At 34.8% G+C, this 12,852-nt stretch carries 14 protein-coding genes; 6 read left to right on the plus strand and 8 right to left on the minus strand.

Going from position 1 to position 12,852, the window contains the following annotated elements; all coding sequences use genetic code 11:
* Positions 1 to 74 precede the first annotated feature (74 nt).
* The 3 genes from MKY00_RS04250 to MKY00_RS04260 are packed head-to-tail and all read right to left on the minus strand — an operon-like array spanning position 75 to position 3,027.
* The gene (locus MKY00_RS04250; RefSeq protein ID WP_404841256.1) at positions 75 to 1,226 is read right to left on the minus strand and encodes an ABC transporter permease; all 1,152 of its coding nucleotides are present in this window, start codon (positions 1,224 to 1,226) and stop codon (positions 75 to 77) included.
* A gap of 26 nt (positions 1,227 to 1,252) precedes the next feature.
* Positions 1,253 to 1,927: an ABC transporter ATP-binding protein gene (locus tag MKY00_RS04255; protein WP_000609103.1), complete on the minus strand. Its 675-nt coding sequence runs from the start codon at positions 1,925 to 1,927 to the stop codon at positions 1,253 to 1,255.
* Positions 1,924 to 3,027 (minus strand): efflux RND transporter periplasmic adaptor subunit, encoded by a 1,104-nt coding sequence (locus MKY00_RS04260; RefSeq protein ID WP_016716539.1) that lies wholly within the window; start codon positions 3,025 to 3,027, stop codon positions 1,924 to 1,926. The genes MKY00_RS04255 and MKY00_RS04260 overlap by 4 nt, the downstream gene beginning before the upstream one ends.
* 211 nt (positions 3,028 to 3,238) lie before the next feature.
* Between MKY00_RS04260 and MKY00_RS04265 the strand changes: the two genes are divergently transcribed.
* The 4 genes from MKY00_RS04265 to MKY00_RS04280 all read left to right on the plus strand — a co-directional run bounded on the left by MKY00_RS04265 (position 3,239) and on the right by MKY00_RS04280 (position 7,996).
* The gene (locus tag MKY00_RS04265; RefSeq protein ID WP_074585716.1) at positions 3,239 to 3,973 is read left to right on the plus strand and encodes a YwaF family protein; all 735 of its coding nucleotides are present in this window, start codon (positions 3,239 to 3,241) and stop codon (positions 3,971 to 3,973) included.
* 88 nt (positions 3,974 to 4,061) lie between these two features.
* On the plus strand, positions 4,062 to 4,928 hold the full coding sequence (locus tag MKY00_RS04270) for an ABC transporter permease subunit (RefSeq protein ID WP_016716541.1): 867 nt from the start codon (positions 4,062 to 4,064) through the stop codon (positions 4,926 to 4,928).
* A 1-nt stretch (position 4,929) separates the two neighbouring features.
* Positions 4,930 to 5,934, plus strand: coding sequence for an ABC transporter permease (locus tag MKY00_RS04275; protein WP_000269937.1), 1,005 nt, complete (start codon positions 4,930 to 4,932; stop codon positions 5,932 to 5,934).
* Between the two features lie 139 nt (positions 5,935 to 6,073).
* Positions 6,074 to 7,996, plus strand: coding sequence for an ABC transporter permease (locus MKY00_RS04280; RefSeq protein ID WP_341035428.1), 1,923 nt, complete (start codon positions 6,074 to 6,076; stop codon positions 7,994 to 7,996).
* A gap of 39 nt (positions 7,997 to 8,035) precedes the next feature.
* Here MKY00_RS04280 and brnQ2 read toward each other — a convergent pair whose 3' ends face one another.
* From brnQ2 to MKY00_RS04300, 4 genes are all read right to left on the minus strand, one after another.
* Positions 8,036 to 9,352: a branched-chain amino acid transport system II carrier protein BrnQ2 gene (gene brnQ2, locus MKY00_RS04285; RefSeq protein WP_016716543.1), complete on the minus strand. Its 1,317-nt coding sequence runs from the start codon at positions 9,350 to 9,352 to the stop codon at positions 8,036 to 8,038.
* Between the two features lie 217 nt (positions 9,353 to 9,569).
* Positions 9,570 to 10,139, minus strand: coding sequence for a spore coat protein CotJC (cotJC, locus tag MKY00_RS04290; protein WP_000265273.1), 570 nt, complete (start codon positions 10,137 to 10,139; stop codon positions 9,570 to 9,572).
* Between the two features lie 12 nt (positions 10,140 to 10,151).
* Positions 10,152 to 10,415, minus strand: a complete 264-nt coding sequence (locus MKY00_RS04295; RefSeq protein ID WP_001076510.1) for a spore coat protein CotJB — start codon at positions 10,413 to 10,415, stop codon at positions 10,152 to 10,154.
* 8 nt (positions 10,416 to 10,423) lie between these two features.
* Positions 10,424 to 10,639 carry a spore coat associated protein CotJA gene (locus MKY00_RS04300; RefSeq protein ID WP_001046257.1) on the minus strand — a complete coding sequence of 72 codons (216 nt, stop codon included), beginning with the start codon at positions 10,637 to 10,639 and terminating at the stop codon, positions 10,424 to 10,426.
* 33 nt (positions 10,640 to 10,672) lie between these two features.
* Here MKY00_RS04300 and MKY00_RS04305 point away from each other — a divergent pair, with 33 nt between their 5' ends.
* Together MKY00_RS04305 and MKY00_RS04310 are read left to right on the plus strand one after the other, a co-directional pair.
* Positions 10,673 to 11,101: a VOC family protein gene (locus tag MKY00_RS04305; RefSeq protein WP_141114890.1), complete on the plus strand. Its 429-nt coding sequence runs from the start codon at positions 10,673 to 10,675 to the stop codon at positions 11,099 to 11,101.
* 14 nt (positions 11,102 to 11,115) lie between these two features.
* Positions 11,116 to 11,895, plus strand: a complete 780-nt coding sequence (locus MKY00_RS04310) for a DUF2935 domain-containing protein (protein ID WP_016716545.1) — start codon at positions 11,116 to 11,118, stop codon at positions 11,893 to 11,895.
* Positions 11,896 to 11,912: 17 nt separating this feature from the next.
* On the opposite strand, the gene ku is transcribed toward MKY00_RS04310, so the two are convergent.
* Positions 11,913 to 12,725: a non-homologous end joining protein Ku gene (gene ku / locus MKY00_RS04315; RefSeq protein ID WP_016716546.1), complete on the minus strand. Its 813-nt coding sequence runs from the start codon at positions 12,723 to 12,725 to the stop codon at positions 11,913 to 11,915.
* Positions 12,726 to 12,852 lie beyond the last annotated feature (127 nt).

Genomic DNA, 12,852 nt, shown 5'->3' on the forward strand with positions numbered 1-12,852 from the left:
TGAGGTGGGGGTCTTACTGCCCATTAAAGCGGGATAAATAAAAAACGTAGGAGTGTAAACTCCTACGTTTTTGTTTATTCATATCGTAAACATTCAATTGGATCCAGTTTGGCAGCTTTGTTAGCTGGCAGTAAACCGAATATAATACCGATTAACATGGAGATACCTACTGCAAGAAGTCCAAGTTCTTTTGAGACAACGAGTGGCCATCCAGCAAAGATGGAGACGATCCAAGCGAAGAAGATGCCGAGCATGAATCCGATAAAACCACCGAGTCCTGTTAAAATACAAGATTCAATTAAGAATTGTGTCAATACTTTACCACGCGTTGCACCAAGAGCTTTACGAATACCAATCTCACGTGTACGCTCTGTTACAGATACAAGCATAATGTTCATTACACCGATACCACCAACAAGTAAGGAGATAGCGGCAATACCACCGAATACCATTTTCATCATACCGATTGACTCATCTAATTGCTTCGTAAATTCACCTAAGTCTTGTGCTTCGAATTTGTGCTCAAATTTAGGAGCTTTCATTTCGTTTAAAACAGAAACGGCTTGTTTTTCTACATTTTTACGTTCTGTCGGAGAGGTCATTGTTAATCTTACAGAGTCATACTCAGTTACTCCTGAAATGACAGGAGCGTTTTCAAGTGATGTATAACCTTCAGGCATAGCCATTCCAAATTCGTTTTTTGTTTCGTATACACCGACTATTTTATACGGCTTTCCTTTTATATCTGTGTATAAATTTGATTCCCAACCATTAAACAATTTATTGAAAGCTTCTTCATTTAATATAACAGCAGGGATTGCTTGGTTTAATTCGCTGTCGTTTAATTCACGACCGTGAACTAATTTTATTTTTGAATCTGTCATAAAGGCGCCTGTTCCACCTTTTAAATCAAGATTTACATCTTTTGAACCGGCAGATGCTTTCACTTTCATACTTACATCTGGATACACATCTTTAACTCCTGACACAGTTTGCAGACGGTTTAGCATATCAGGTGTGATTTTTGCACTATCTGTTCCGTAATCGGGATTTTTGTAGTAAATGGTTACTTCATTATCTTTTCCTTGGCCTAATTCTTCTTTAAACTTTGCATTTGTACCATCACCCATTGAAATGATAGTAATAATGGCACTAATACCGATAATAATTCCTAGCATCGTTAAGATAGAACGCATTTTATGGGCAAAGATAGAGGAAAGGGCCATGCGTATATTTTCACTCGTGTTCAAAATTAACCTCTCCAATCTTGGACGATATTTCCGTCACGAATTACAATTTGACGTGCTGCAGCTTCCCCGATTTCACGATCGTGGGTAATCATAATGATTGTTGAGCCTTGTTTGTTTAATTCGTAAAAGAGATCCATAATTTGTGTACTCGTTTTCGTATCAAGTGCGCCTGTCGGTTCATCGGCTAAAATGAACTTTGGATTATTTACGATTGCACGTGCAACAGCGACACGCTGCTTTTGTCCACCTGATAATTCGTTCGGTAAGTGAGTAGCGCGATCAGCTAAACCGACTTTTGTTAAAGCAGCTAATGAGCGCTCGCGTCTTTCTTTTTTATCGACTCCAGCGTAAATAAGAGGTAGTTCTACATTTTGAAGCGCTGTAAGTCTCGGTAATAACATGAAGTTTTGGAATACGAATCCGATCTCTTTATTACGAACGCGTGCAAGTTCTGTTTCAGACATGTTTGAAATATTTTGACCGGCTAGTTCGTACGTACCTGTCGTCGGTTTATCTAAACAACCGATAATGTTCATTAATGTTGATTTACCAGAACCAGATGGTCCCATAATAGAGGTGAATTCTCCTTGGTTCAGTGTTACGTCAATACCGTGTAATATTTGAACGGATTCTGCACCGTTTTGGAAGGATTTCGTGATGCCTTTTAAGTTAATCACTGGGCGACAACCTCCATACCATCTTTTAAGTCTTTTTCCGGTTTAGAGATAATTTCCTCTCCTTTTTTCACTCCAGAAACTTTTGCTTCACTATCAGTTTCGAATTCAACAGTAACTGCTTGTTCTTTCGCTTTACCGTCTTTTACGACGAAGACAACATTTTTGTCACCTTTTTTCACGATGCTGCTTTTTGGAACAATTGTGCCAGTTGCTTCGCCAGATTTACTTGTTACGTAAACGTGGAAGCCGTTTTGTAATTCGTCACTATTATCTAATGTGACAGTGAATTGATAGTTAGAAACTGTTTTGTTTTCATCCATACTCTTTAATGGTGTAGAACCAATTTCTGTTACTTTTCCTGTCCAAGTCTTACCAGCGACCGTTTTTGATGAAACAGTTACTTCTTGCCCAACTTTCATACTAGCAAGCTCATATTCAGAAAGTTGACCTTTTACTTTAAATGGGCCAGCGTGACGAAGTGTAATGCCGCTCATACCTGTTTTTTCATCAGCGATTTTTACGATATCATCAATTACGCCATCGGCAGGGCTCGTTACTGAAAGTGTGTTTACTTTCTCTTTTGCTGCTTTAATCATCTCATCAGCTTTTTCCACTTCAAATTTCTTCATTTCAAGTTGTGATTCTAATTGCTGTACTTCAATTTCTGATGCTTTTAATGCTTCAGCAGGAAGGCCTGCATTTTTATCTTTTTGCAATTTTTGTTTCGCAGCATCAATTTGCTTTTGGAACAATGTTACTTCTTTTTGTGCGATTTTCTTTTGCATTTCTGCTTCTGTTACACCTTGTTTCGCAGTAGGGTCATTATATTTAAAAAGGAGCTGCCCTTTTTTCACTTCATCACCTTTTTTTACAGCTAATTCATACGTACCTTTTGTTGGATCAAATGAAATTGTTTCAATTCCGTTTGGAATGACTTCACCGCCAAATTTTTGCGCGTTTTCAATCTGTTTTTCTGTTACTTTATATCCGCTATATGCCATTGCTACTTCTGAACCGCCACCAGCAAATGCAAAGTATGATCCAGCTGCAATTCCGATTGCTACTACACTAGTAATTAACACTTTATTTTTCTTCTTCATCTATTTATCACCTTTTCGTTCGTTTTAGTATCTACATTAAGTATAGAAGAGGTAAAGAATCTGACAAATCGTTTTAGCTTACAATAACCTTACAGTTTTGTAAGGTATGAATATGTAAATGTAAGGTAGAGCTTGTCGCAGCGTAAGCAAATGAATTGACTCGTTGTTTCTTTCTTACAATAATATTGTATGAAGGAGAGGAGGAAGGAAGATGGAAGCTTATTTTAGTGCGCATCCATTAAAACCGTTTATTCCCTACTCAAGGCAACATGTCATTATATTATTTATTCTGTTGGTGGGAATCGTTTTTTTATATCAATACCAAGATGTATTACGTCAAAATGAGTGGAATATAACGGTTCGATATGCGATTGCATTTCTATTTATAGGGAGTGAAATTGGACTTCACATGTGGGAGTGGAAAGCAGGGATTTTTGAGCTAGCCACTTCATTACCGTTTGAGTTATGTACGATTAGTTTATTATTAGCGTCAATTATGATTATAACGAAAAGTTACCGTATATATGAGATTGTATTTTTCACAGGAATTATTGGTGCATCACAAGCCATTTTAACGCCAAACTTGCAGTATGCTTTTCCGCATTTTCGGTTCATTGAATATTTTATCGCGCATATATTGCTCATTTGGGCGCCACTCTTTATGACTTGGGTGGAAGGATATCGTCCGACAGTACAATCTATTAAACGCACAATGATATTTTTAAACATATTGATTCCGATTGTTTCGTTTGTAAATTACAAAACAGGTGGTAATTATATGTTTTTAGCTCATAAGCCAGAAACAGCTTCATTACTTGATATGTTAGGACCACATCCTTACTATATTATTTCATTAGAACTCGCAGCGCTTATTGGATGTTTTATTTTATATACGCCATTTGCGAAAAGAGAAAAACAGTTACACAAAGAATCGTTAGGGTCATAACCTAGCGATTTTTCACGTATTAAATATTTACAATTCAGAAAATTGAGAATAAAATTAAAGGGTAAATTATAGAGAGAGAAGGGCGAAAATGGTCAAAAAAGTATTTTTGAATGGGATGGAAGTGACGATTCAATTTCTTATTTCGATTTTGGGTATTATTTGTTTAGGGACATTGCCGAAACTATTTTATGGATTTGAGCTGCATGCATCACAATACATAAAGAGTTTACAAGAAGTGTTTGTGAATTTAATGGACATCACCAATTTTAAATATGTGGGAGATAAATTTTTATTTCCGCAGCTGTTCGTCCATTATAAAGAAACGATTATTATTTTTTTAGCTGCTTTTTTTATTTCATTATTTGTAGCATTTTGTATTGTTTATGTCATTATGAGTAGTTCACCGCGTATACAACATCGAATTAAATCATTTCTTATCTTGCTAGAATCCATTCCAGATATCCTTCTTATTTTAGTATCACAAATTTTAGTTGTATGGTTTTTTAAACAAACAGGTTTTTTACCTTTTCAAATTGCTTCAATTGGAGGCGAGTCGATTAGGGGGTTGCCAATATTGTGTTTGAGCATCCCGACTACGATTATGTTTGTAAAAATGGTCGTGCTTCGTTTTGAAAATGAACTAGAAAAAGATTATGTACTATTTGCTAAGGCGAAAGGGCTGGGGCGCTTTCATATTTTAAATCGTCATATTTTACGAAATGTGTTGCTTAGTACATTATTCTTTGCGAAAACGAATATCTTTTTTATGTTATCTAATTTATATATTATAGAATGGATTTTTAATACGGGTGGTATTTTTATGTTTTTGAAATCGTATGAGGGTATTAGAGTTGAAGTTTTTATCGTGAGTGTACTGCTTATTTATATTCCGATTTTTATTTTATTTAAATTGTTTCATTATCTTATTCCGGCTGCGATGAAGGAGAGATTATAATATGTGGACGTATATAAAACGTGATAAAAGATTTTGGATAAGCATTGGGTTTCTTCTCCTATTAGTTCTTTTGAGCATCGGAAATACGATATGGAATGATGGACATATTAGACAAGTTACATTGCAATATGATGCGGATGAAAATCCGCAAGTACCACCGTTTTCACCTTCATTACAATTTTTACTCGGGACAGACCGGAAAGGGTACGACCTGTTACATTTAGTCATTGAAGGCGCAAAGTGGACGATTGGTATATCTATTTTAATTGCGGCACTTCGAATGGTAATAGGTGTGTTTTTCGGTGTCGTCCTCGGAACGTACATAAAAAGAGGTTTTTCAAAAATTGAGGCTTTCTTTGATAGTTTTACAGTTATTCCGACAGTTATGATTGCGTATTTTTTTCTTCAATTTGCAAGTACATTTGGAAGTGGGGAGGAAACAACAACCTTTTTTGAAAGGGCTTCGTTTCAAGTTGTCTTACTTGTAATGCTTGTAATGCCAGTTATTGCACTGTATGTTGCGAAGGAAGTTCGTAAGTTACGAACGGAAGAATTTGTTGATGCTGCGCGCATATTAGGTGGATCGAGAAGACATATTGTTATAAAGCATCTTTTCCCGCATCTTTATATGACGTTTATACTTGTATTTTTTCAGCAGTTTACGCAGACTCTTACTATTTTACTGCACTTAGGGTTACTAGAAATATTCTTTGGCGGAACGGTTAAGTTTTTTGGACCGATAGAAGAAATAGAATCTTACACACATGAATGGTCAGGGCTAATTGGAGTCTATTTTAGATCATTAACAGTGAATCCGTGGATTCCTCTCGTTCCGATTACATTTTTTGGACTTACTATTTTTTCAGGAAATATGATTGTAAAAAGTATCGAAGAGGCGATGATGAAAGTAAGGTTAGGAGGAGAGCTAAAGAAGGATGTTGTAGAAGAGGAACAATCTGCTGTGCAGTCAAAAGAAGAGTTATTTACTTTTAAACATACGATGTGAAGAGCCTAGGAAACTAGGTTCTTTTATTTTGTCATATTACAATATCGTAAGAGAGATGTAATGAAAATCGATAGGGGAGAAATACAATTTCGTATACACTTCATGTATAGAGAAATGCGAGAGCGGGTGAAGGTATATGATGGATTTTTTAGAAGTATCAAAACGTAGTATAAAACGAAATATGAAAGATTATTTTCTATACTTTATTTCATTAGTAGGCAGCATTATTATTTATTTTACATTCGTATCGATTAAACGAAATGAAAGTGTAGTAGCTCTTTTAAAAGAGTCGGATAAAGTGGAAACGACATTTACGTTTGCACAAATATTGTTGATTATCTTTTTAACGATATTTATTTTTTATTGTAATAGTTTCTTTTTGCGAAAGAAGAAAAAAGAAATTGCGCTATATAGTTTATTAGGTATCCGTAAAGAAGAAATTGCGAAGTTACTTTTTTATGAAACGTTATTAGTTGGTGCTGTGGCAAGTGTGTTAGGTATTCTTGCTGGTTTATTTATAGCGAATATGTGCGCAGGGCTTCTTGTGAAGTTAATGGGAAGTGCGTTTACTTTTACATTTACGATTTCATTTTTATCTATGGTAGAAGTTCTTATAACGATAGGCGCAATTTTCTTTATTGCATCATGGAAAAGTAAAAAGTTAATTTATGAGCATCGTTTAGTTGAATTACTATATGGTGAAAATCAGAAAGAAGAGGCACCTACGTATTCAAGTAAGAAGGCAAAGCGAGCAATTGTTTTATTAATTACAGGTTATATTATTGCGCTACTCACACAAATCTTTGGATTTGGAGCCATTTTTATTACAGGTCTACTGATTTTTGTTTGTATTGTAAAAGGTACGTTTTTACTATTTGAGCAATATACAGTGAAATCACTCCATAAAATAAAGGGAGATAAAACGAAATATTGGAATGGAACGAACATTTTATTCATTTCTTCACTGTTCTTTAGAATAAAAGGAAACGTAAAGATGCTGGCGTTATTATCTTTATTAAGTGCGGTAACATTATGTACCATTGGAATTAGTTCTAGTATGTATTATGGAGCACAGAAGACAGCGACATTAATGAATCCAGTTAGTTATGAGTATGTAACAACTGGGAAAGAATTAGATAAGAAGGTTAGAGAAGAAATTCAAAAACATGAATTAGCAATTAAAAATGAAACGTCTGTAGCTATGTTCTCGATGCGAGGGAAGATAAATGGAGAACAAATATTAACTGGGTACTTAATAGGTAATGGCAATGTGCAAATGATAAAAGTGACAGATTATAATAAAGTAGCTTCTATGTTAGGTAAGAAACAAGTTATTCTCGGTTCTGAAAAGGAAGTTATTTTATTAGATCCGTATAAGTCGTATAACATCGAAAAGAATTCACTTGAAGGAAATCATGTATACTTTGAAGGGATGAAGGATGATATTACAATCGTTGATCATCGAGAGGAAACGGTTGTGAGTGCGAAACTTGCACCAATTGGACTTGTTGTTCAAGATTCGCTATTTAATAAGTTGCAGCAGGGACATGCTGTTTCTACAGTTAGCGGATTTATCGTTGAAGGAAATGGTAATGCAGAGGTAACGAAAAATCTAGCGAATATCTTTTCCAAAGAAGCGAAATTCCAATCCTTTGAAGAGGCGAGCCAATCTGAATTGCAAGATGGGGCAGTATTATTGTTTGCTAGTGTATTTTTAGGGATTGTCTTTATTCTTGCAACAGGTTGTATTTTATACTTTAAACAAATAACAGAAGCGATGGCAGAGCGACCAGCGTATGGGATGTTAAAGAAAATTGGACTAACGAAAAAGGAAGCAACAGAGTCTGTAAGAAAGCAAGTAGGTGCAATATTTTTAGTACCATTACTTCTTGCGATTTGTCATACATTCTTTGCATTTTTAAGTTTGATGGGATTTACAGGTATGTTTGAATATAGCATTCCTTTATTAGGTAGTATAGGGGTGTATATGATCATTTACTTTGGTTACTATACGTTAACGGTCCGTTCATACACAAATACAGTATGTAGCGATAGAAAATAAAAAGAAGCAAGCATGTTATTTCATGCTTGCTTCTTTTCTTTATTTTGTAGAAACTTCACCTTCAGCTTCTGATTGGGGAATATAGTAACCGATTATACCACCGATGATTGCTGGAATAATCCAGCCAATTCCTAAGTTATAAAAAGGAATGGTGTGTACGATATTCGCAATAAAACTTGGTATCATTTCCACATTATCAAGTGCGTGAATACAGCTAATAATGAATGCTGCGATCATTGCTCCGATGTAGACAGAAGGTTTACGTTTCGTATATTTATCAATAAATGATACGAAAATTAAAATGATTGTAATTGGATATAAAATAATTAATACAGGTAATGTAATTTTGATTAATAAACTTAAACCTAAGTTTGAAATCACGAAGCTAAAGATACAAACGTATAGTACAAGCTTTTTGTAAGAAACATTTGTTAGTACTGTTGCGAAATAGTTTGCAAATGCACTTACAACACCGATTGCTGTCGTTAAACAAGCGAAGATAATGGCGATACTTAATAAAACATTACCGCTTGTCCCAAAGAAGTGATACATAACAGTAGCTAATAGTTGACCACCGTTTTCGAATTGCCCTAAGTTTCCGTTTGAAGCTCCGATATAACCGAGTAAGAAGTAAACAATTGTTAAGAATAGAGCAGCGATGCTTCCGCAAATGATTGTATATTTTGCGATAGATTTCTTCTCTTGTATACCGTTTTGACGAATTGCATTTACAACGATTGTTGATAGTACGAGAGCACCGATTGCATCTAACGTTAAAAACCCTTCAAGAAATCCTTTGAAAAATGGAATTTCTTTATAGTCACCAACAGGTTCTGCAAACGTTCCTGGTGAAAGAATTGCTTTTGTTGCCATAATTGCAATAATTCCAAGTAAAATGGGCGTTAATATTTTTCCGATATGATCTACTAATTTTGATGGATTTAATGATAAGAAGTAGACGACTGTAAAGAAAATCGCACTAAAAACTAACATAGAGTACCATTGGTCTGGGAAAAGTGGTGCAATCCCAATTTCGTAAGATACAGATCCAGTTCGTGGAATAACAAATAGTGGGCCGATTGAAAGATAAATAATGATAGCGAATACTGCTGCGAATTTTGGATGAACACGGCTTGCTAACGTGTTAAAACTACCACCGGCAAGGGCAACAGCAACGATAGCTAGTAAAGATAAACCGACGTCTGTAATAATAAATCCTGTAATGGAGATCCACATGTTCTCTCCAGAAGAAAGTCCAAGGAGTGGCGGGAAAATCATATTACCAGCACCGAAGAAAACTGCGAATAGTAATAAACTAATCGAAAGTATTTGCGCTGGTTTTAAAGTTGTACGCATATAAAGAAAATCCTCCTACTGAGTGTTTTTGTCGAAAATTCAAACAATTTGTCGAGTAACTGTTATTATTTTAAAGGTCTGATGACTAGAAAGCAATAGGGAATTTTGAAAAAATTAAAAAATAATGCATTAAATCGAATAAATATACTATTTATATGTTTAATAGGAAGGATTTAACTTATAACGTAAAAAAACACATATCCTTAGGATACGTGTTTTAAAAAAATATTTTTTTATCACGTTCTTCTTTTAAAATTTCAACCGCTTCTCTGAAACGTTGTGAATGGACGATTTCTCGTTCACGTAAGAAGCGTAGGCTGTCATTTATATCTGGATCATCTGATAAGTTAATAAGCCATTGATATGTTGCGCGTGCTTTTTCTTCAGCCGCAATATCCTCGTATAGGTCGGCAATTGGATCACCTTTAGCTTGTATATAGGTTGCAGTAAATGGAACACCAGCAGCGTTATGGTAGTGGAGTGCACTATCATGATCAGCGTAATGAGGGTCAAGACCAGCAGCTTTCATTTGTTCAGGAGTCGCATCTTTCGTCAGCTTATAAACCATTGTAGCAATCATTTCAAGGTGAGCAAATTCTTCTGTACCAATATCGGTAAGGAGACCAATGACTTTATCAGGAATTGTATAACGTTGATTTAAGTAACGGAGTGCAGCAGCTAATTCTCCATCTGCACCGCCATATTGCTCAATTAATAATTTTGCAAGTGCTGGATTGCAAGTTCCTACTTTAACAGGGTATTGTAATTTTTTTTCATAAATCCACATAGTTTCTCTCCTTTATATTTGCCATGGCCAAGGACCTTTGCTCCATTCCCAAGGGGCATTAGAATAGCTATTTCCAAACTGTTGGAGTGGCCCGTATTTTTCTTCCATCTTTTGTTTTAATACTCTTCGTTTATAGGAAAAGTCATTAAATTGATTAATTGCAGCGGTGTCATCTGGATGTGTATCTAAATAAAGAGTGAGTTCAACTAGTACAAAGTCTAGTTCTTGGAGCTCCAGTAAAAGCTGATAGTATTCTTCTGGTAGCGATTGATTCACGTCAGTAGTCACCGCCCTTTTTTATAAGGATTTTCATAATAGTCATAAAAAACAGGCCATAAAGTCCCTTTTTGTAGTGCTTCTTTTGGTGTGAATTGTGGTAAGTTTGGCGGTTGAAAGCCTAAAAATAAATTAGGAGGAGTAGAATAATATTTTTTTCCGATCGGAGGACAAGGATCGAGAGGACTATGATAGGGCACGAATGATCTCATATATTTATTCACGAATAAACCTCCTTACATGTTCATTACTACGTATTGTATTCAGACATAATAGGCATTTATGACACATATAAAAAAGTAATAGGTACGGGGGGAATGAATGTGGAGACTGTGAAACAATTCATTGTATTGGAAGTGAAAAATTTAAAGGAAACGTTGTATTTTTACGAAGGGATTTTAGGAATTAAACCTAGTTTAGAAAGACCGCAATTAGATGTAACGGGGGTTTGGTATGATGCTGATTCAACGAGAATTAGTTTTGTTATGAATCGCATGTTAGGTGGGCGGGAAAAAAGTATTACAGATTCATGTGAGGCTTTAACATTTACGATTTCTAACATAGAGAAATTGAAAAAGAAGCTAGCTTTTTATGAAATTTTATATACAGAAAATGAATGTGCAAAGAATATTGTAGTACAAGACCCAGATGGATATAAACTTCAAGTAGTAGAGAAGGATGAATAGACGGAGGGGATTTAGTGGAGAGAAATTATGAAGACAGTGCGTTGTTTGAGCATCAATTTTGGCTAAAAGTGCTGAGTGATCATGCGCAATTTTTACTTGATGCGTTAGCTCCAAAGGAAAAAGAGGATATAAAAAAAGCTACTTATTTTGTTGAGCTATTTACGAATTTGTTAAATAAAGTTCGGAATGTAAATCTGGTGGAATTCTCAAAAGAAGCAGAACAAGCAGCTAAGGAAATACGAATGTTTAAATTAAATATTATACAGAAACAGTTGGAAGGAAAAATTACAATTCATTTTACGCCAACTTTTATTAATCATATGGTAAACGAAGTGGAAGAGTATATAACGGTTTTAGAGTTTTTAAAGAAAGGGGAAGTTCCGCCTGTTTTTCATGAACTGCACTATCATCTCGTTTGGTTAACGGATGCGGCTGGTCATGCGGGTTCTATTTCTGGTGGGCTAGATCTTGTTGAAAAAAGATTAAAAGAGAAAAGCGAAGAATTTACGAAGCATTTTGAACAATTTTACTTAAAGGCGGTTGAGATGACTGGATATTTACGAACGGAGCTTCATCATTTTCCAGCATTAAAGAAGTTTACAAAAGATGTTTCACTTGAATTGAAATTATTTTCACATTTTTTACATGAAGTTGAAGAATTGGAGTTATCAAATGAAGTATTAAGTACATTATCAGCTAGAATGGCAGACCATATGGCAAGAGAGGAATGTTATTACTTATTAAAATTGGCTCAATCGTCTGGACTTGAAATGCCAAAATGTAATCCGCTTTAAAGAAAAAGAGGTCAATTTTATTTGGCCTCTTTTTCTGTTTTATTGTTTCTTTTTATTTTTGCTTGTTCAATACTTGCCTGTAATGTCTCCATAATATTGATGATGTTTGGGGCAGGAGAGATTGTTTCCGTTTTTTCCTGTTGTTCAATTTTATTTTCGATTAATTCGGTAAGAGCTTCTTTATATTCGTCTGTATATAACTCTTGTTCGAAAGGGTTTGTAAGGTGATGGATTAAATTAATTGCTGCGGTGAGTTCTTGTTTTTGAATCGGATAATTTTCGTTACTTGGTAAGTTAGGTGTATTTGTTATATCGCGAATTTCATTAGGGTAGTGAATGGTTTGCAACATAAGTCCATCTTCAAAGTTACGGATAATAGCTAAATGTTGTTTTTTTCTAATAGCAATATGAATAAGCCCAAGTTTATTTGTACGTTCAAGAGCTTCTTTTAATAACAAATATGATTTTTCATGTCCTGGGGTAGGGCCTATAAAATAAGAGCGGTCATAAAGAACAGAATCGATTTCGTCATTTTGGACAAAAGATATAATACGAATGGATCGTGGTTCGTGAGCTTTTTGCAACGCAGCTAATTCTTTTTCATCCATAATAATGTATTTATGAGGTGCGTATTCATAGGCTTTTACAATATCTTTATCATCAATTTCTTCATCCGTACAATCAGGAGCAAATTTTTTATATTTAATAGGTGTCAAGCACTCTTTATGGAGACTTAAAAATTTTATATCGTTTTCTTCTACGGCACTATATAGTTTAATTCCTATATTTAATAGTCCAAGTGAAAGTGCACCTTTCCAGACGGTATGCAAATGAAACATCTCCTTTCGTTCAAAAATGATTATGTATATTATGAGATAGTAAGAAATTTCCTATACGTTTTTTGTTTTTTACGGAAGGGATTGGGATATAAAATATATTGACAAGCCCTCCAAAATA

Origin of the sequence: Bacillus sp. FSL R9-9834 (genome assembly GCF_038006905.1) — a bacterium.
Taxonomy (GTDB): domain Bacteria; phylum Bacillota; class Bacilli; order Bacillales; family Bacillaceae_G; genus Bacillus_A; species Bacillus_A pacificus.